Origin of the sequence: Caballeronia sp. BCC1704 (assembly GCF_902833455.1) — a bacterium.
Classification (GTDB): Bacteria; Pseudomonadota; Gammaproteobacteria; order Burkholderiales; family Burkholderiaceae; genus Caballeronia.
On record NZ_CADFFT010000002.1, the window covers coordinates 1,031,654 to 1,049,024 of the forward strand.

A 17,371-nucleotide genomic window follows, 5' to 3' on the forward strand; every position below is an offset into this window, starting at 1 on the left:
AGAACACAGCATCACTCGCCGGGCATCGCGCAAGGAACTTTTGCGCGGTTTCCTCTGTCTAAACGGACTCTGTCGCGACGCAGACTCAGTGCTTGGTCAGTAGCTTTTCTCAGTAGCTTGTTTTTCGGCTTTCTGACCGCACTTGGAAGTCACAGCAGACTCATTCACCGCATCACACCGCACGTCGGCACTGGCGGCATCGCCCTGAATCTCGGTCGAAGCCTCGCAGGGAGCCGGCGTCGCCGTCCCGGTCATGCCGGCCAGGGCTTGCCGCTCCAAGGCGAGTTCCGTCGTTCCGGCCTATGCCGTCAAGCTCGCCACGAGCCTGAAAGCAAGACGCGGCGCGTTCGTCGTTCGAGCGCGCCGGATCACGCCCGACTTCGCTTCCGACGCGTTGCAGCGGCGATGCGCTCTGCGCACCGTCGCCCGCCGACACTCGCGAATGCCGTTGCGTGGCGTCGAGCGGCGCGGCACCCACTATTACTTGAACAGGAGCTCAAATGGCGAAAGAAGAACTGATCGAACTCGACGGTATCGTTGACGAAGTGCTTCCCGACAGCCGGTATCGCGTGACGCTGGACAATGGCGTCGTCGTCGGCGCGTATGCCTCGGGCCGCATGCGCAAGAACCACATCCGCATTCTGGCCGGCGACCGCGTGACGCTGGAAATGTCGGTGTATGACATGACGAAGGGCCGCATCAACTTCCGTCACAAAGACGAACGTGCGAGCGGCGGCGGCGCAGCCCGCGCGCCGATGCGCCGCCGTTAAACCAGCCATATCACGCTACACGCTACAACCCACGCGCCGACAAGAGCGCGTTAATTCCCACCGCGAAGCCGTCCTCGTCGTTCGTCGACGAGACGAGGCTCGCGCGTCGTTGCACCGCCTCCGACGCCTGTCCCATCGCAATCGACGTCCCCGCGATCTCGAACATCGCGATATCGTTGCTCATGTCGCCGAGCACGGCCACGCGCTCGAGCGGCACGTTCCGGCGCTTCGCCAGTTCGCGCACCGCGTCGCCCTTGTTGGCGAGCAGATGCGTGATGTCGAGGTAATAGCTCTGCGAGCGCGCCGCGTTCGCACGCCCTTCGAGTTGAGTCTGCAACTGCGCTTCGACGCGTTCGAGCAGCGGCGCGTCCGCTGTCGAACCGACGATCTTGTCGACGGCATCGAGATTCACATCGTCGAAACGCTGCACGAGCACGCCGTCATAGCCGACCGTGCGCCGTTCGCGCGGCACATACGCGCCGTCGGGATTGGTCAGATACCACACGTCGCCGACGAACACCCACGCATCCACGCCCGCCGACGCGAGCGCCTCGAGCGACGTCTGCACGGCATCGCGCGGCAGCTTGTGCGCGGCGAGCACTTCCCACGTGCCCGGCTGAACGAGATTGCCGCCGTTATACGACGCATACGGCATGGCGACGCCGAGCGTCTCTACGATATAGCGCATGCCCGCGCCCGGCCGGCTGCTCGCGACGGTGAACTCGACGCCCGCTTGCCGCAGACGCCGCACCGCGTCCTTCGCGGGCTCGCTGATCGATTTGTCGGTGTGAAGCAGCGTCCCGTCGCAGTCCGATACGACGAGCTGAACCTGCGCGAGCGCCTCGAACGCGGCGGCGGCGTCGCCGCTTATGCTGTGCAAACCGAATTGGCCATTGGCATTCATGAAGGCGCTCCTTCGCGCTGATTGAAGTCGGAGAGTTGGCGAGTCTCGCGAACCGAGCGCGGATGCCACAGCTTCGCGCCGCCCTCGATCCCCGCCGCGTTCGATACGACCGCCACGTTCGGCGGCAATTCGAAGTTCAGATGCGTGGCGTTGCCTCCGCCGATCCAGAGCTTGTCGAAATTGACGAGCGTGTCGAGAATGCCGAGCACCTTCTCGACGCGGCGGTTCCAGCGCTTGTTACCCGCTTTCTCGCGCGCGGCGTTGCCAATGTATTCGTCGTAGGTTCGGCTTTTCGACACCGGATGATGCGCGAGTTCCAGATGCGGCATCAGTTCGCCGTCGCGAAAGAGCGCGGTGCCCGCGCCCGTGCCGAGCGTCAGCACGAACTCCAGACCACGACCTTCGATAGCCGCGAGTCCTTGCATTTCGGCATCGTTGATCATGCGCGCCGGCATGCCGCCCAGACGCTGGGAAATCATGTCCGCAAGCGGCACGCGCTGCCAGTATTCGTTGCCGAGATTCGGCGCGGTCAGCACGACGTTATCGCGCACCACGCCGGGAAAGCCGATCGAAATGTGCGTCGGCGGCTCGGTGAGAATCGGCTGCACGAGCGCGACGAGCGTATCGACGACCACGTCGGGCATCGCGGGCTTGGGCGTCGGCACGCGCACGCGCTCGCTCTTCATCTCGCCGTCTTCGGACAGCACCGCGGCCTTAAGCCCTGTCCCGCCGATGTCGATGGCGAGAATGCGGTCAGCCTTCACCGTCCCCTTCGCGGTGCTCACGCGCTTTCTTTGCTTCGTTCGGGTTTCCGTGCTCACGCTGGTCATCGTTGTTATCCAATATTCAGTTCTTCTTGCGGTTGTCGGTCAGCGGACGCCACGCGCGGCCGTCTTCGGCGAGCAGACGGTCGGCTTCTTCCGGCCCGGCGCTGCCCGCCGCGTAGCCATGCACCGGCAGGTCGCTCTCCGGGTGCAGCACGCGATCCACCGCCGCCCACGCCGTCTCGATGCTGTCGGCGCGCTGAAACAGCGTTTCGTCGCCGAGCATGCAGTCGTAGAGCAGCGTTTCATAGCCGACGTTCGCGCGCTCGGCGAAGAAGTCGCCGTAATCGAACGACGAGCGCACCGCGCCCACCTGCATCACAGGACCGGGCACCTTGACGTTGAAGTCGAAGGTCGTGCCGTGCGCCGGGTCGATACGCAGCGTATAGACGTTCGGCGTCAGCTCGTCGACGGGCGTGTCGCGGAACAGCCGGAACGGAACCGCCTTCAGTTGCACCGATATCTCCGTGCGGCGCTCCGTGAGCCGCTTGCCGGTGCGCAGATAGAACGGCACGCCGGCCCAGCGCCAGTTTTCGATGAAGACGCGCGCCGCCGCATACGTTTCGGTGCGGCTGTCCTTCGCGACGCCCGGCTCTTCGCGATAACCCGGTCCCGCCGCGCCGGCCTCATATTGCCCGAACACCACGTCGCGCGCCGAAAGCGGCTTCATCGCGTCGAAGACCTCGGCCTTCTTGTCGCGCACGGCTTCGGCGTCGAAGGAATTGGGCGGTTCCATCGCCACCATGCCGAGCAGCTGGAAGAGATGGTTCGGCACCATGTCGCGGAACGCGCCGGTCTGCTCGTAAAAGCTGCCGCGCCCTTCCACGCCGATGGTCTCCGACGCCGTGATCTGCACGTGATCGATATATTCGCGCCGCCAGACCGGCTCGAACATGGCGTTCGCGAAGCGCACGGCCAGAATGCTCTGCACGGTGTCCTTGCCGAGAAAATGGTCGATGCGATAAATCTGCGATTCCTTCGCATACGCGAGGATGCAGCTGTTGAGCGCCTGCGCGGAAGCGAGGTCGGTGCCGAACGGCTTTTCGATGACGAGCCGCCTGAAGGCGCCGTCTTGCTCCTCCAGAAGCCCGGCGCGCCCGAGATGTTCTGCGATCGGTGCAAAGAACCGCGCGCTAACCGCGAGATAGAACACGACATTGCGGCTCTTCATCTCGGCGAGACGCGCTTTGAGCCGCTCGAAGGTCCCGTCGTCGTCGAACTCGCCCGCGAAGTATTCGAGCTTGTTCGCGACGCGGTTCCACGCGTCTTCGTTCAACTTCGACGTATGGAAAGTGCTGGCCTTGTCGGCGGCGAACTTGCGCAGCGACTCGGTTAGTTCATCGCGCCACGCAGACGTCTCGCGCTCGCCGTGATTCACGCCGATGATCTGCATGTCGTCGTCGAGCAGACCGTCGGCGGACAGGTTGTAGAGCGCGGGCATCAGAAGCCGCCGCGTGAGATCGCCGCCCGCGCCGAAGATCACGAGCGTGCACGCAGGCGCGCGGCGCTTCGCTGCGGGCGACGCTGAAGACGGCTTCGAAGCACTTGCCTGACTGCTATTGTCTGCATCATTCGGCATGACGTGGGTGTCCTCATCCGTTGAGCGAAAATGGAAAGACCTCCGGCGACGCGGCACAGTTCAATCGCGCATCGCTTCTTACGGCGCCTCGTTACGTTCGTAGGCTATCTGTAATTTTCCGCTTCGCGTGTCGTAGAATGCTTGCGCGACTTCGCAGCACGAGGCCAACACCGACATGACTTCACCCGACACGCTCATCGACCTGCCCGCCTACTTCGCACGCATCGGCTTTAACGGCGGCGACCGCCCCGCGCCCACGCTCGACACGCTGCGCGCGCTGCATCTGCTGCATCCGCAGGCGATACCGTTCGAGAATCTCGACGTGCTGCTCGGCCGGCCGGTACGGATCGATCTCGCCTCGATTCAACGCAAGCTCGTCATGAACCGGCGCGGCGGTTACTGCTACGAACACAATCTGCTTTTCCGCAGCGTACTCGAAGCACTGGGTTTTCGCGTGAAAAGCTACGCGGGCCGCGTGCTGTGGGGCCGCGATGCGTCGGTCATGCCGCCGCGCTCGCACATGCTGCTCGTCGTAGAGCTGGACGAAGGCGCCTTCGTCGCGGATGTCGGCTTCGGCGGCATGACGCTTTCCGCGCCGCTCGCGCTGCAAGGCGGTCTGGAGCAGATCACGCCGCACGGCGCGTTCAGGCTGCAACGCATCGACTGGGATGCGGGCCTGCCGAATTATCGGATGGAAGCGCTGATCGACGGAATGTGGACGGCCATCTACCGCTTCGACTTCGATCCGCAATACGACATCGACTATGAGATGTCGAACTACTTCGTCTCCACGTATCCGCAGTCGATCTTCGTGCATCACCTGCTCGCTGCGCGGCTCGCGCCGGGGCGCCGCTACGGTCTCTTCGACCAGCGTCTGTCGCTGCACGACGAACGCGACGGCACCACGCATCGCGAACTGATCGGCGTAGAAGCGCTTCGGCGCGTGCTGAGCGAGGATCTCGGCATTCGTCTGCCCGATGCGGACGGCTCGATCGCTTCGTCCGATCTCGACGCCGCGCTCGCGCGCCTCGCCCAGTCCGATCCCGCCTGACGCATCGTGCCGATGTTCAAGAGCAATAAAACGCGCGGCCGCGAATTCCGCACGCATCATCGCAGCGCCATGCTCGCGCAACGGCTGCCCGCGTGGCGCTCGACGTTGGTGCTCGCGGGCGTCACCGTCGCGTTCCTCGCGCTCGCCGGGCGCGCGCTGTGGGTGCAGGTGGTCGATCACGCGTTCTATATCGGCGAAGGACAGAAGCGCTATCAGCGAACGCTCGCGCTCGACGCCACGCGCGGGCGCATCGTCGACAGAAACGGCGCGATGCTCGCGGTCAGCCTCGCCACGTACGAAGTCTGGGCGAGCCCGAAGCGTTTCGACGCCGCCCGCGCCGACGACATCGCCAAGCTGCTCGACTTTCCGGCGAGCGAACTCAGCCGCCGCATCGGCACGGATCGCAGCTTCGTGTTGCTCAAGCGCCAGGTGGAGGCAGAGACGGCCGAGCGCATCGCGGAGATCGGTCGCGCGGGCATCACGCTCGTGCCGGACACCAAGCGCTTCTATCCCGAAGGCGAATCGGCGGCGCATGTCGTCGGCTTCACGGACAACGAGGATCGCGGCCAGGAAGGCGTGGAGCTTGCCGCCGACGCGCGCCTCGCCGGTTCGGCCGGGCAGCGCGAAGTCATCCGCGACCGGCTCGGGCGCGTGGTATCGCAGATCGGCGAAACGGAGATGCCGCAGAACGGCGAGACCATCCACTTGACGATCGACCGGCGCATCCAGCAACTCGCGCATTCGCAACTCAAGGCGGCCGTCGCGAAGCATCGGGCGCGCGCGGGCAGCGTCGTCGTGCTGGACGCGAAGAACGGCGAAGTGCTGGCGCTCGCCAATTACCCGAGCTTCGATCCCAACGACCGCCGCCGTCTCACGGGCGAGCAGCTTCGCAACCGCGCCCTCACGGATACCTTCGAGCCGGGGTCGACCATCAAGCCGCTCGTGGCCGCGCTCGCCATCGACCTGGGTCACGTGCGGCCGGACACGCGCATCGACACGAACCCCGGCACGCTGAAGATCGGGCCGAACGTGATTCACGACACGTCGAATCATGGCGTCATCACGGTGTCGGAGGCCGTGCAGATGTCGAGCAACGTCGCGCTGACGCAGCTCGCGCTGAAGATCCCCGCGCGGACCATCTGGGACAAGTACCGCGAATACGGCATCGGACAGGCGCCGGAACTGACGTTCCCCGGCGCGGCCACGGGACGGCTGCGCGCGCCGGAGCGCTGGAAGCCGATCGAACAGGCGACGATGGCCTACGGCTACGGCCTGTCGCTCTCGCTCTTGCAGATCGCGCAGATCTACACGGCGTATGCCGGCGACGGGCGCTTTCATACCGCGACGCTCATCCACGGCGAAACGCGCCGCGCGGGCACGCCGGTCGTTAAGCCCGCGACGGCCGCGGCCGTGCGCGACATGCTCGAAGCGGCCACAGGATCGGACGGCACCGGACGCGCCGCCGCGGTCGAAGGTTATCGCGTGGGCGGCAAGACGGGCACCGCGCGCAAGCAAATCGGGCGGTCGTATGCGGCGAACAAATATCGCGCGTCGTTCGTCGGCATGGCGCCGATGAGCGATCCGCGCCTGATCGTCGCCGTGATGATCGACGAGCCATCGGGCGGCGCGTACTACGGCGGGACCGTCGCGGGGCCGGTGTTCTCGGGCATCGTCGGAGGGACGTTGCCGCTGTTGGGCGTGCCGCCGGACGCGTAAAGCGAGGGGTTACGCTTAGACGTTCGGGCGCGGAGGTTGCTGCCATCGACACTGCGCCGAACTGTAAAGACGCTGTGCTCTAATGGAGCGTTCGAATCCACACCCTCATACCGGGAAGATCATGAAGAAACTCGCCGCGGCCCTCGCGCTGCCCCTTCTCATCGCCGCTTGCGGCCGCTTTCATAACGAAGACGCCGGCCAGCCGGAAGTCGAAGCCGCATCGACGCATAACGAAGTTGCGAGCATCGTCCAGTGCATCACCGACGAAGCGAAGAAACACAACGCCACCTACAAGCAGACGGCGATTCCGCAAGGCACCATGCTCGAATTCGGCGACTCGAACGTCGTCAAGGTCCGCTACGACAACGGCGAGACCACCTACCGCTTCTACCCCGGCGAGCGCCACGTGTCGAACATGTGGATCGAAGGCGCGGGCAAGAAGTGCGCGCCGTGAGCGGACGGGCCTAGCATCATGCGCTCGACACGAGCCATCAGCGCCGTCGAACGGCTCAAGACGCGCAGCGGCAATCCGCATTACGCGGCCGTGAGCATGCCGGGCGGCTACTTCTATCTCGTCGAACGCGCGGCCGAAGGTTCGAAGAAGCTGTGCGAACCATTGCCGATGGACGACTTCATCGCGTTCGTCAACGCACGCGAACCCGCGAAACCGCGCAAGGTCAGCAAGCTCGACGAAGCGCTCGAAGCGCAGATCGGGCGCAGCGGCAAGCGCGCGGAGAAGCCTTCCTCCGACGACGCCGACTAAGCTCGCCGCCCGCCTCTGCATGCTCGGCGTGGCGCGGCGCAGCATCGAAAAACGCGCCAGCCCCTTGATCAATGTGCGATGACAGACGGAGGCAACAGGCCTCCGTTGCGTACATTTTTGTCAACGGTCGTACCGTTGGCAGCCGCCGAGCAAGACTGCGGATCACGCCTGCCGGTCACGCCCGAACAAATTCAGAAAATGAGCAAGGGCCGCCCGCGACGTTTCAATAGAAGGCGCGTGGGTGAACGGGGTGCCCGTGCGATGGGAGACGCGAGACAGCGTCACGCCGCGCGGCTGAGAGGAAGACCAACAATGAAGAAGAAGAGCGAGACCAAGGGCAGCCTGCTGCCCTCGGCGATGGCGGACGTCGAGTTGCAGCATATCGAACGCGCCGTGGCGCAGCTTCGCGCGATGAAGAGCCAGTCGTCCGGAACGCTCAACGTCGAATACTGGCGCGAGCGGCTCACAGCCGTCGTCAGCGGCTATGCGCTCGTGCCCGCGCAGAAGCAGCGCATTCAGGCGCTGCGCGCCGCACTCGATGCCGTCCACATTCATCCGCGCGACGGCGGCAGCCGCAAAAGGTCGACCAATAGGCTTTGGGCGAAAGCGGCCTGACCGCCGCTTTCGCCACTCGCGCCACGTGCGCGACGCTCATCGCCCGCACGGTCCGGCCGGCGGGCGCGCAGGCTCGCAGCGAGAGCTTCGGGCCGGCACGGCGGAGGCGCTTCTCAGGCATCGTTCGTGCTCGGCTCTTGGCTCACGAACTGCATGGAGACCTCATGTCCGCATCACGCAAACGAATCGCCGCCACGCTGCTCGCGTGCTTCGCCGCCGCAACCAGCGTGTGCGCCAGCGCGCAGATCACGAAACCGGAAGGCTCGGATCAGCAGGAGAACCGCACGTCCGATTCGACCGCGCGGGCCAATCCGTCCGGCGTCGCCGTGCATGAGACGCAGAAGCCGCAGTCGAAGGACGCGGCGGGCGCATCGCGTGGGAAGACCGTCGGCAAGGAACACTCGACGAACGGCGCCGGCGGCTTCAACAACGGGCTGTACGGCACCGGCGCGGGCAACAACAAGTAACGCGCCGCGCCGCCCGTCGGCTTAGTCCGCTTAGTCCGCGTTCTGCGCCGTGCCGTTAATCTCCGGCGCGATGGCGGCGTGATTCACAATCGCCACGAGCGACACGCCGCCGAGAATATTCCCGATGAGCGTCGGCAGGAGGAACACGAGGAAGTAGTCGGAAAGGCTGGCCGCGCCCGACATCACCCCATAAGCCGCTTCGACGGAGCCCGCGATCACGTGCGAGAGCTTCGCGACCGCGACCGTGTACGTGACGAGCAGAATCGTGAGCAGACGCGCCGATCTCGCGCTCGGCAGCAGCCAGACCATCAACGCGATCAGCCAGCCCGCGAACAACGCCCGCGCCAACGTCACGCCGAAGCTGCCGGCATACGGCGCCTTCGCGACCTTGGCGAGCGCCTCGGTCACCTCCGGCGAGAACACGCCGGGAAGTTGCAGCAGGCCCGCGAAGATCGCCGTGCCGATCAGATTGAACACCAGCACGATGATCCACAGGCGCAAGGTCTTGGCGACCGTCTTCATGTCGCGGCGCGTGAGGACGGGCAGCACCGCCGTCAGCGTGCTTTCCGTGAAAAGCTGCTGCCGCCCCAGAATGACGAACACGAAGCCGATGGTATAGCCGAGGCTCGTGACGAGGTGGCTCCACTGCGACTCGGGCACCGCGCTTTCAAGTATGGACTGCACGAGAAAGGAGAAGCCCATCGACAGGCCGGCGGCGAGCGCGGACCACATCAACGCGGCGAAGGTGCGCTCCATCGCGGCCTCGCCTTCTTCCCGCACGATTTCGTGAATGACGAGCGCGTGTGGCGTGGAATGCTCGGCCGCTTGTTCGCGTTGTGCATCGTCGAGATTCGGTGATTCCGCGCCTGCGGAACCCTCGCGCGAGCCGTCCTGCGTATCTGCCATGGTCTGTTCTCCCTGAGAGCCGTTCGATGCCGGAACCGATGAACGGCAGGCGCTCATCGACAGCAGAAACGATGCCCGCATCAGGAAAACGAAAGCTGGCGCGAAGGCGAACGGCGAAGTTAGCGCGCGATGCCGGAGTCGAGCGCGTCGTCGGCGGCATCGTAGCCGCGCCACTTGTAGAGCAGCGCGGAGGCCAGCCAGCATGCGGCGAAGAGGCCGATGACCGCATAGCCGAGCGCGCCGAAGTGGTCCGAGAGACGCGCGGCGACGTCCCACAGCCCGCCCTTGAGTTGCAGGCGATCCGCGAGCAGCCCGAGCGCCTCGACGCTGCCGACGAACACCGCGATCACGACCGAGGCCAGCGTCACCGTGAGGTTGTAGTAGAGCTTGCGCACCGGCTTCATGAAGGCCCAGCCGTACGCGCCGACCATCAGCAGGCTGTCGGCGGTATCGATCAGAGACATGCCGGCTGCGAACAGCACCGGGAACACGAGGATCGACCATACCGGCATGCCGCGCGCCGCCTCCGATGCGGCAATGCCCATCAGCCCGATCTCAGTCGCCGTATCGAAGCCGAGGCCGAACAGGACGCCGAGCGGATACATATGCCAGCTCTTGCCGATCAGCGCAAAGAGCGGCCGCGCGATGCGCGCGAGCGGGCCGCCTCCGACGACGAGCAGGTCGGCATCGTCGTCGTTCAGCGCGTCGCCGCGGCGCGCGCGCCGGAAGGCGCGCCACACGCCGCGCAGCACGACCAGATTCATCGCGGCGATGGCGAACAGGAAAAACGCGGACACCGACGTGCCGATGAGCGCGCCGATTTCGCGGAACGCCGCAAAGCGCGCCTGCACGGCGAGCGCGGTGGCGGCGATGAGCGCGGTCGCAATCATCACGACGGTCGAATGTCCGAGCGAGAAGAACACGCCGACCGAAAGCGGGCGCTCGCCGTGCTGCATCAGCTTGCGCGTGACGTTGTCGATGGCGGCGATGTGATCGGCATCGACCGCATGGCGAAGCCCGAGCGAATACGCGAGCAGCGACGTGCCCATGAGCAGCGGATAGTGACGAAACGCGATGAGCGCCCAGAGCCACGCGAGCACGTTGAACGCGATGAGTCCGGCGAAAAGACGCGCGGAGCGGGCGGAATCGGTGGATCGGGTCATAGGGGCGCGTGGCGGCGAAGAACCGGGGACAGCGTCAGAGAATACCTTGGTTCGGCTGGCGGCCAATAATCGCTTGCGGGGCACGCGGCCGTGTCGCAGACGTAAATTGATTCGACATCCTATTCATTTGCCGGGAAAAAGAGCGCGAAAAAACCGCCCCAATTCGCTCTGCGCGAAAAACATAGGCGTATTCGTTCGTTGGGCTTGCGGCGGCTCGCGGCTAACATGGCCCTTCGCCTTTCAGAGCCCGCCATGCCACGCTATCTAGACGACGCCCAACGCGATGCAATCCAGGATCGGCGCGCGTCGTGGCGCTGGCGCACCGAATGGCCGACCTGGCTCGTGATCGTCGCGGTGTACGGCGGCTGGTTCGGCGTCGCGACGAGCGCGCGTACGCTCGGCATGCCGCTCGCGCTCGGCTTGCTCGCGGTGCTGTCGTGCTGGTACATGTCGCTTCAGCACGAGTTGTTGCACGGGCACCCGACGCGCTGGCCGCTCGTCAACATGCTCTTCGGACTGGCGCCGCTCGCCGTGTGGTTTCCGTATGCGGTCTATCGCGCGTCGCATCTGCGTCATCACGACGATGCGCATCTGACCGTGCCCGGGCACGATCCCGAAAGCTACTATGTGACGCCCGAACAGTGGGCGAGCGGGGGGGTCGTATTGCGTGGCGCGATCGCCGCGCGCAACACGTTCGTGGGCCGCGTGCTGATCGGGCCGTGGTTCGCGATCGCCGCATCGTGGCGGGAAGCGGCGCAGGCGATTATCGATCGCGACTGGCGGATCGTCGCGAGCTGGGTCGCGCATCTCGCCGCGCTCGTGGCGCTCGCGTGGTGGCTCGACACTCGATGCGGCGTGCCGTGGCGCGCGTTCGCAGGCGTGGGCTATGCGGCGCTCGCGCTTGCTTCGGTGCGATCGTTCCACGAGCATCGCGCGGCGGGCGCGGAACGTGAGCGAACGGTCATCAACGAGGCCGCGTGGCCGTGGCGGGTGCTTTTCCTGAACAACAACTTCCACGCGGTGCACCACGACCTGCCGGGCGTGCCGTGGTTTGCGCTGGCTGCCATCTATCGCGAGCGGCGGGACGCGTATCGGGCGAGCAATGGCGGCTTCGTCGTGGAAGGATACGGCGAGTGGTTCCGGCGGTATGCGTTCGCGCGCGCGGTCGCGCCGGTGCATCCGTTCGCGGGCGCGGGCGAGGACGCAGCAGTGCGAACGTTCGGGCATGCGGAAAGCGCGGAGGCGGCTTCGGGCGGCTTGTGACGCGGGCGACGGCCGGTCCTTTCGGCGGCCTCGACGCTGCATCGCCTGGAGGTTGGACGATAAGCCGTCTGTCACCGCGACGTTTGCCGCGAGAGGTCGTCGACTCGCGCTGAGACCGCAAGAGACTGCGCCGGCCTGATTCGTCAACTATTCCGGGACGCGCCGCTGCGAATACCGCTACGATGCGACATTCCCCGCCATTTCCCGACGATGCACTGGACCGCCGCCCTGCCGATGTACAACGTCACGCCCGCGCTCGCCGCCGACTGGCGCGCGTTGCTCGATGCCGTGCACACCCGCCTCGCCGACACGCTGAAGGCCCGCGGCGATACGCTCGGCATTGCCGACTCGGTTTCTGACCTGACCGGCTTCTGGCTGCGCGACGACCTGCTGCTGTCGCAGACGTGCGGTTATCCGCTGCTGCATGCGCTCGATGATCGGGTACAACTCGTCGCCACGCCCGATTTCGATGCGCCCGGCTGCGAAAGCGGCTGCGAAAGCGGCTCCGAAAGCGGCGGCTATCGCAGCGTGCTCGTCGCGGGCGCGCATGTGAACGCGGCGTCGCTCGCGGACTGCCGCGGGCTGCGCGCGGTCTACAACGACGACGATTCGAATAGCGGCATGAACCTCTTCCGTCATGCCGTGGCGCCGTTCGCGCAGGGCTCGCGCTTCTTCGCTTCCGTGGCGAAGAGCGGCGGACATCTCGCGTCGCTGCATGCGGTCGCGATCGATAAAAGCGCGGATATCGCCGCCATCGACTGTGTGACGCTCGCATTCGTGCGCACGCACCGGCCGGAACTGGCGGCCGGCGTGCGCGAACTGGGCCTGACGGCGAGCGCGCCCGCGCTGCCGTTCATTGCGTCGAAGCGCGTGCCGCGGGATATCGTCGATGCGCTCGCCGCCGCGCTCAGCGATACCGTCGCGCAGGACCCGGCACTCGCCAGCCGGCTGCGGCTCAAAGGCTTCGTGCGCCTCACGCCAGCGGATTACGCGCCGATCCTTCGCTACGAACGCGAAGCGGCGAAGCACGGATATCCGGTGCTGGCCTAACGTCGGCGCAGACTCCGCTCAGAATCCTCGGCTCGCGACCGCTTCGGCAGACTTCGCCGACTTTCGGCACAATCGAATATCCAACGCGTGGCCGCGTCGAGGCCGCTCTGCCCATGCGCATGTCGCGCCGCCACGCCATCACGCTGTAGCACGCCAAACTCGCAATGATCCCCTTCTCGCTGCTGGACCTCTCGCCCATTCCGCTCGGCTCCACCGCCGCCGACGCCTTCGCCCATTCGCTCGATCTCGCGCAGCACGCCGAACGCTGGGGCTACCGGCGCTACTGGCTCGCCGAGCATCACAACATGACGGGCATCGCGAGCGCGGCCACGTCGGTGGTGATCGCGCACATCGCGGCAGGCACCAAGACCATTCGCGTCGGCTCGGGCGGCATTATGCTGCCGAATCACGCGCCGCTCGTGATCGCCGAGCAGTTCGGCACGCTCGCCTCGCTGTTTCCGGGCCGCATCGACCTCGGGCTCGGGCGCGCGCCCGGCACCGACCAGACGACCGCGCGCGCGCTGCGCCGCGACCTGCAAGGCAGCGCCGATTCGTTCCCCGACGACGTCGTGGAGCTTCAGCGCTATTTCGCCGATCCCGTGGAAGGCCAGCGCGTGCGCGCGGTGCCCGGCGCGGGACTGCATGTGCCGACCTGGCTGCTCGGCTCGTCGCTCTTTTCCGCGCAGCTGGCGGCGGCGCTCGGCCTGCCGTTCGCGTTCGCGTCCCATTTCGCGCCGGATTATCTGATGACCGCGTTGCACGTCTATCGTTCGCAATTCCGGCCGTCCGCCACGCTGGACAAGCCTTACGCGATGGTCGGCGTGAACGTCTTCGCCGCCGACACCGCCGACGAAGCGCGCTTCCTGTTCACATCCCTGCAACAGCAGTTCATCAATCTTCGACGTGGCACGCCGGGACAACTGCCGCCGCCCGTCGAATCCATCGCGTGGACGCCGGCCGAGCGCGCGGGCGTCGAGCACTCGCTGTCGTGCTCGGTGATCGGCGATCGCAGCGACGTAGAAGCCGGGCTGCGCTCGGTCATCGACCAGACGCAGGCGGACGAACTCATCGTCACGGCACAGATTTTCGATCACGCGGCGCGCCTGCGTTCGTTCGAGATCACGGCGCAGGTCCGCGACGCCATCGCCGCCAACGCCTGAGGGCGGGAACGGCGGAAGCGGGCGCAAGCGGGCGCAAGCGGGCGCAAGCGGCTGGAAATCTCGCGCGCTGGACGCCCGCGCATTTGACAGGCAATAATGAGATACCGGAGCGCGCTCGCGCAGGCGCCGCGCTTCGCGTCCGCCGTATCCGCCCTGTTTCGTCTTTGGAGCGCGCACGCCATTCGCTGCGCGCGGCTGGGCGATGCAGCGGAACAACAACAAATGCGTCGCAAGACGGGAGGAAGAATGTCGATGCCGAGAAGCGCAGCCACCGGAGCCATGACGCTCCTGACCGAATTTGACGACACCACCGGCCAGGAAGTGCGCTCGTTGAAGCTCGAACCCGCTGCTGACGGCAAGGCCGTGCTGCTGATCGAGATCGATGAACGCAAACCCGGCATTCATCGCGAAGTCCGTTATGAAATAACGCCGGCGGAACTCATTGCCGCGATTCGCGCGCACGGCGCGGAATTACCGGGAGAACAACATTCGCGTTAAAACTTTTTAAACGCTGCCAAGACCGGCATACAATACAAGTGGAGTGAGCCTTTCGGCCGCCGCCTGGTCGCGGCGGCGCGGCATGCCCCTCAGCGGATCGCGGTTTTCGGCGTGACTTCCCGCGCGCACTCTTGTCGTGCGTCCGTCGCGGTGATCCTCGAGCGAGTGAATGGACCGGACCGGCTCTATTCGGCGAATGCGTCAATGAGTCTGGCGGATTAAAACAGCCTCGCGGTAAATACACCAATTGACGAGCGGCACACACTGCGCCACGCTTGGTAATACATATATTTAAGTCATCGAACCGCCCCGGTCCGCGCGGGGCATGGGTTCGTCTTCTGCAAATCAAAAAGCTGAATCAGGAAAGCCGTGGACGAAAGAAAGCGAGATAGCATCATTGCGTACTTGCGCAGCCGAATGGCCGAATTCGGGATTACGGAAACCGCTTTGGCCGAAGCATTAGCCGAAGCGCAGGCCGCGCCTCCCGTACCGCCCACGTTCACCAGGACCAACGGGAACGCGGCGAATGGCGCGCCGAAACCGCATCGCGCGATGCCGAAATTGCCGTCCGTGCCGGTATCGAACGGCGCGGGTCCGGTTTTCCGAAACGCGAGCGGCGACACGTGGGACGGCGTCGGCGACATGCCCGAATGGTTGAAACGCGCGGTACATGCGGGTCAGGATATCGAGTTCTATCGCGTTTGATGTGTCTGCGAGGCTGGGTCTTTCGCGCACGCACTGACGAAATACCGTCCCGTCACTGAGCATCGGCACCTGTCGATACGCGCGTGCGTGCGCCCATAGGCAATTCACGTCGAATATTCAAGCCAAAATATTTTCGGCGACGCGTGTCCATTGCGCCTTAAAACGTTTATTGGTAGCCCACAAGTAGCCGGCCTGGCTTTCGTGGCCGCGCATCCTTTCGCCATTGACCACGCCCGATCGAGTTCCGCAGTCTCCCGACAAGGAGCCACGCATGAACGCATACGGACGCCGTGACGCCGCGCCCGGTCTGAACGCGCCCCGCCCTTGCCCGGCGCCCTCACCGGCGCGCGGCTGCGCCGCCGTGCTGTGCGGCTGACGCACGGCGCAAAGAGCCGCGGACCGCGACCGAGCGACCAGCGCGATGCCGTCCCGCCCCGCCACCCTTCCGAGCGTCGTCCGGCGCATGACCGCCGGGCGCAGACTACTGGAAGGCGCATCGGTGGAGACGGTCGCGGACGAATTGCATCTCTCGGTGCAGACAGTGCGCCGCTACCGGGCCATCGTGTCGGACGGCGGGCTCGACGCGCTTGCGAAAATGGGCGTCGGCGGTCGCACGTCCGTGCTGGACCGGGCAGCGCTCGACTGGATCGCGGCCGCGTTGCAGAATTCCCCGCGCAAACACGGCTTTCCGAGCGACGCGTGGACCAATGCGCGTCTGCGCGAGCTGATCGAGCGGCGCTTCGGCGTGCGCTTCTCGCGCGTGTATGTCTGGCAAATCGCGACGAATCTGGGCCTCGCGCACCGGCTGTCGAAGTCGCGTCGATAGTTAGGGTTGCTTATCGTATGACAATGGCGGAGCGTAGCCGCTCCGCCGCGTCTTTCAGAAATTGAAACGATCGATATTGCTCGCGTCGAACGTGGTCGGCGGCCCGAGAATCACTTCGCCGCTCTTGCCCACCGTACGCTTGCCGAGCTTGCCGGCATCGAACGAATCGCCTTCCTTGCCTGTGATCGTGCCCGACGCAAGGTTCGCCGCAGCAAACGCCGCGAGATAGCCCAACTGGCCCGGGTCCCACAACTGGAACGCCTGGACGGTGCCGTTCTTGATGAACGCCCGCATCTGGTTCGGCGTGCCGAGGCCCGTCACGACGACCTTGCCCTTGGCCGGCGAACTGGAGATATAGCGCGCCGCCGCGGCAATGCCCACCGATGTCGGCGCGACGATGCCCTTCAGATTCGGATACGCCTGCAACAAGCCCTGCGTTTCGACGAACGATTTCTGGTCATCGTCGTTGCCGTACGCGATCTTCACGAGCTTCATCTTCGAATACTCGGGCTTCTTCAACTCCTCCTGCATCCATTTGATCCACGTGTTCTGATTCGTCGCGTTGGGCGTGGCGGAAAGAATCGCGAATTCGCCTTCGCCGCCGATCAGCTTCGAGAGCAGTTGAATCTGCCCGCGCCCGATGGCCTCGGACTCGGCCTGATTCACGAAGATCTGCCGGCCTTCGGGTGCCGTGTCGGAATCGAATGTCACCACCTTGATGCCCTGCGACATCGCTTTCTTGAGGTACGGCACGAGCGCGTTGGCATCGTTGGCCGCGACTACGATGGCGTTCTGGCGCTGCGTGATGAGCGTGTTGATATAGCTGACTTGCGACGACGCCCCCGCGTCCGACGGCCCGACGACCTTGCCATCGCCCTTCATCTCCTTGATCGCGGCCATGCCGCCATCGTCGGCGATCACCTCATACGGGTTGTTGATCTGCTTCGGCACGAACGCGATCTTGAGGCCGCTTTTCACTTCGGCGGCGCTTGCGGTCAACGCCACGGCGACGGCCAGGAAGGCCGCCGCGAGCATCGGGCCGCGTGCGAATCGATAGGTCTTTTTCATGTCGGGATGTCTCCTGTCATTGCGCGCAGCCCCTGAAAAACAG

At 65.3% G+C, this 17,371-nt stretch carries 20 protein-coding genes; 13 read left to right on the forward strand and 7 right to left on the reverse strand.

From position 1 onward, the window contains the following. Positions 1 to 96: 96 nt before the first annotated feature. Positions 97 to 279: a hypothetical protein gene (locus HWX53_RS14405; protein ID WP_175941887.1), complete on the reverse strand. Its 183-nt coding sequence runs from the start codon at positions 277 to 279 to the stop codon at positions 97 to 99. Between the two features lie 221 nt (positions 280 to 500). Between HWX53_RS14405 and infA the strand changes: the two genes are divergently transcribed. Next, positions 501 to 770, forward strand: a complete 270-nt coding sequence (gene infA, locus HWX53_RS14410) for a translation initiation factor IF-1 (protein WP_175941889.1) — start codon at positions 501 to 503, stop codon at positions 768 to 770. Positions 771 to 792: 22 nt separating this feature from the next. Here the strand turns inward: infA and HWX53_RS14415 are convergent, their stop codons facing one another. Genes HWX53_RS14415 through zwf form a run of 3 tightly spaced genes read right to left on the reverse strand, consistent with a single transcriptional unit; the run spans position 793 to position 4,077 of the window. Beyond that, on the reverse strand, positions 793 to 1,674 hold the full coding sequence (locus HWX53_RS14415; RefSeq protein WP_175941890.1) for an HAD family hydrolase: 882 nt from the start codon (positions 1,672 to 1,674) through the stop codon (positions 793 to 795). Then, positions 1,671 to 2,495 (reverse strand): ROK family protein, encoded by an 825-nt coding sequence (locus tag HWX53_RS14420; protein ID WP_244140113.1) that lies wholly within the window; start codon positions 2,493 to 2,495, stop codon positions 1,671 to 1,673. The genes HWX53_RS14415 and HWX53_RS14420 overlap by 4 nt, the downstream gene beginning before the upstream one ends. A gap of 25 nt (positions 2,496 to 2,520) precedes the next feature. Beyond that, positions 2,521 to 4,077 (reverse strand): glucose-6-phosphate dehydrogenase, encoded by a 1,557-nt coding sequence (gene zwf, locus HWX53_RS14425; protein ID WP_175941894.1) that lies wholly within the window; start codon positions 4,075 to 4,077, stop codon positions 2,521 to 2,523. A 175-nt stretch (positions 4,078 to 4,252) separates the two neighbouring features. On the opposite strand from zwf, the gene HWX53_RS14430 reads away from it, so the two are divergent. From HWX53_RS14430 to HWX53_RS14455, 6 genes are all read left to right on the forward strand, one after another. Continuing rightward, entirely contained in the window at positions 4,253 to 5,128 is an 876-nt protein-coding gene (locus tag HWX53_RS14430; RefSeq protein WP_175941896.1) for an arylamine N-acetyltransferase, read from the forward strand. A 12-nt stretch (positions 5,129 to 5,140) separates the two neighbouring features. Then, positions 5,141 to 6,844, forward strand: coding sequence for a penicillin-binding protein 2 (locus tag HWX53_RS14435; RefSeq protein ID WP_175941898.1), 1,704 nt, complete (start codon positions 5,141 to 5,143; stop codon positions 6,842 to 6,844). A gap of 121 nt (positions 6,845 to 6,965) precedes the next feature. After that, positions 6,966 to 7,298, forward strand: a complete 333-nt coding sequence (locus tag HWX53_RS14440; protein WP_175941900.1) for a hypothetical protein — start codon at positions 6,966 to 6,968, stop codon at positions 7,296 to 7,298. A gap of 18 nt (positions 7,299 to 7,316) precedes the next feature. Next, positions 7,317 to 7,607 (forward strand): hypothetical protein, encoded by a 291-nt coding sequence (locus HWX53_RS14445; protein ID WP_175941902.1) that lies wholly within the window; start codon positions 7,317 to 7,319, stop codon positions 7,605 to 7,607. A gap of 312 nt (positions 7,608 to 7,919) precedes the next feature. Beyond that, positions 7,920 to 8,222, forward strand: coding sequence for a hypothetical protein (locus HWX53_RS14450; protein WP_175941904.1), 303 nt, complete (start codon positions 7,920 to 7,922; stop codon positions 8,220 to 8,222). Positions 8,223 to 8,386: 164 nt separating this feature from the next. Continuing rightward, positions 8,387 to 8,689 (forward strand): beta-xylosidase, encoded by a 303-nt coding sequence (locus tag HWX53_RS14455; RefSeq protein ID WP_175941906.1) that lies wholly within the window; start codon positions 8,387 to 8,389, stop codon positions 8,687 to 8,689. 30 nt (positions 8,690 to 8,719) lie between these two features. Here the strand turns inward: HWX53_RS14455 and HWX53_RS14460 are convergent, their stop codons facing one another. Further along, positions 8,720 to 9,595 carry a formate/nitrite transporter family protein gene (locus tag HWX53_RS14460; protein WP_175941908.1) on the reverse strand — a complete coding sequence of 292 codons (876 nt, stop codon included), beginning with the start codon at positions 9,593 to 9,595 and terminating at the stop codon, positions 8,720 to 8,722. A gap of 119 nt (positions 9,596 to 9,714) precedes the next feature. Continuing rightward, positions 9,715 to 10,758, reverse strand: a complete 1,044-nt coding sequence (locus tag HWX53_RS14465) for a HoxN/HupN/NixA family nickel/cobalt transporter (protein WP_175941909.1) — start codon at positions 10,756 to 10,758, stop codon at positions 9,715 to 9,717. 252 nt (positions 10,759 to 11,010) lie between these two features. Here HWX53_RS14465 and HWX53_RS14470 point away from each other — a divergent pair, with 252 nt between their 5' ends. The 6 genes from HWX53_RS14470 to HWX53_RS14495 all read left to right on the forward strand — a co-directional run bounded on the left by HWX53_RS14470 (position 11,011) and on the right by HWX53_RS14495 (position 16,260). Next, a complete protein-coding gene (locus HWX53_RS14470) occupies positions 11,011 to 12,021 on the forward strand; it encodes a fatty acid desaturase (RefSeq protein WP_175941911.1) in 1,011 nt (336 codons plus the stop codon). A 210-nt stretch (positions 12,022 to 12,231) separates the two neighbouring features. Continuing rightward, complete coding sequence (locus tag HWX53_RS14475) at positions 12,232 to 13,071, forward strand: PhnD/SsuA/transferrin family substrate-binding protein (RefSeq protein ID WP_175941913.1); 840 nt, start codon at positions 12,232 to 12,234, stop codon at positions 13,069 to 13,071. Positions 13,072 to 13,235: 164 nt separating this feature from the next. Further along, positions 13,236 to 14,231 (forward strand): luciferase-like monooxygenase, encoded by a 996-nt coding sequence (locus tag HWX53_RS14480; protein WP_175941915.1) that lies wholly within the window; start codon positions 13,236 to 13,238, stop codon positions 14,229 to 14,231. Between the two features lie 252 nt (positions 14,232 to 14,483). Beyond that, positions 14,484 to 14,729, forward strand: coding sequence for a hypothetical protein (locus tag HWX53_RS14485; protein ID WP_175941917.1), 246 nt, complete (start codon positions 14,484 to 14,486; stop codon positions 14,727 to 14,729). A 417-nt stretch (positions 14,730 to 15,146) separates the two neighbouring features. Next, a complete protein-coding gene (locus HWX53_RS14490; RefSeq protein WP_244140114.1) occupies positions 15,147 to 15,434 on the forward strand; it encodes a hypothetical protein in 288 nt (95 codons plus the stop codon). A 421-nt stretch (positions 15,435 to 15,855) separates the two neighbouring features. Next, positions 15,856 to 16,260 carry a helix-turn-helix domain-containing protein gene (locus HWX53_RS14495; RefSeq protein ID WP_175941921.1) on the forward strand — a complete coding sequence of 135 codons (405 nt, stop codon included), beginning with the start codon at positions 15,856 to 15,858 and terminating at the stop codon, positions 16,258 to 16,260. 54 nt (positions 16,261 to 16,314) lie between these two features. On the opposite strand, the gene rhaS is transcribed toward HWX53_RS14495, so the two are convergent. Further along, complete coding sequence (gene rhaS, locus HWX53_RS14500; protein ID WP_175941923.1) at positions 16,315 to 17,328, reverse strand: rhamnose ABC transporter substrate-binding protein; 1,014 nt, start codon at positions 17,326 to 17,328, stop codon at positions 16,315 to 16,317. Between the last annotated feature and the right edge of the window lie 43 nt (positions 17,329 to 17,371).

Bases quoted from the DNA above. Each gene is read 5' to 3' on its own strand.
- infA (WP_175941889.1), top strand. From the start codon at position 501: ATGGCGAAAGAAGAACTGATCGAACTCGACGGTATCGTTGACGAAGTG.
- HWX53_RS14415 (WP_175941890.1), bottom strand. From the start codon at position 1,674: ATGAATGCCAATGGCCAATTCGGTTTGCACAGCATAAGCGGCGACGCC.
- zwf (WP_175941894.1), bottom strand. From the start codon at position 4,077: ATGCCGAATGATGCAGACAATAGCAGTCAGGCAAGTGCTTCGAAGCCG.
- HWX53_RS14430 (WP_175941896.1), top strand. From the start codon at position 4,253: ATGACTTCACCCGACACGCTCATCGACCTGCCCGCCTACTTCGCACGC.
- HWX53_RS14435 (WP_175941898.1), top strand. From the start codon at position 5,141: ATGTTCAAGAGCAATAAAACGCGCGGCCGCGAATTCCGCACGCATCAT.
- HWX53_RS14440 (WP_175941900.1), top strand. From the start codon at position 6,966: ATGAAGAAACTCGCCGCGGCCCTCGCGCTGCCCCTTCTCATCGCCGCT.
- HWX53_RS14445 (WP_175941902.1), top strand. From the start codon at position 7,317: ATGCGCTCGACACGAGCCATCAGCGCCGTCGAACGGCTCAAGACGCGC.
- HWX53_RS14450 (WP_175941904.1), top strand. From the start codon at position 7,920: ATGAAGAAGAAGAGCGAGACCAAGGGCAGCCTGCTGCCCTCGGCGATG.
- HWX53_RS14455 (WP_175941906.1), top strand. From the start codon at position 8,387: ATGTCCGCATCACGCAAACGAATCGCCGCCACGCTGCTCGCGTGCTTC.
- HWX53_RS14460 (WP_175941908.1), bottom strand. From the start codon at position 9,595: ATGGCAGATACGCAGGACGGCTCGCGCGAGGGTTCCGCAGGCGCGGAA.
- HWX53_RS14465 (WP_175941909.1), bottom strand. From the start codon at position 10,758: ATGACCCGATCCACCGATTCCGCCCGCTCCGCGCGTCTTTTCGCCGGA.
- HWX53_RS14470 (WP_175941911.1), top strand. From the start codon at position 11,011: ATGCCACGCTATCTAGACGACGCCCAACGCGATGCAATCCAGGATCGG.
- HWX53_RS14475 (WP_175941913.1), top strand. From the start codon at position 12,232: ATGCACTGGACCGCCGCCCTGCCGATGTACAACGTCACGCCCGCGCTC.
- HWX53_RS14480 (WP_175941915.1), top strand. From the start codon at position 13,236: ATGATCCCCTTCTCGCTGCTGGACCTCTCGCCCATTCCGCTCGGCTCC.
- HWX53_RS14485 (WP_175941917.1), top strand. From the start codon at position 14,484: ATGCCGAGAAGCGCAGCCACCGGAGCCATGACGCTCCTGACCGAATTT.
- HWX53_RS14490 (WP_244140114.1), top strand. From the start codon at position 15,147: ATGGCCGAATTCGGGATTACGGAAACCGCTTTGGCCGAAGCATTAGCC.
- HWX53_RS14495 (WP_175941921.1), top strand. From the start codon at position 15,856: ATGCCGTCCCGCCCCGCCACCCTTCCGAGCGTCGTCCGGCGCATGACC.
- rhaS (WP_175941923.1), bottom strand. From the start codon at position 17,328: ATGAAAAAGACCTATCGATTCGCACGCGGCCCGATGCTCGCGGCGGCC.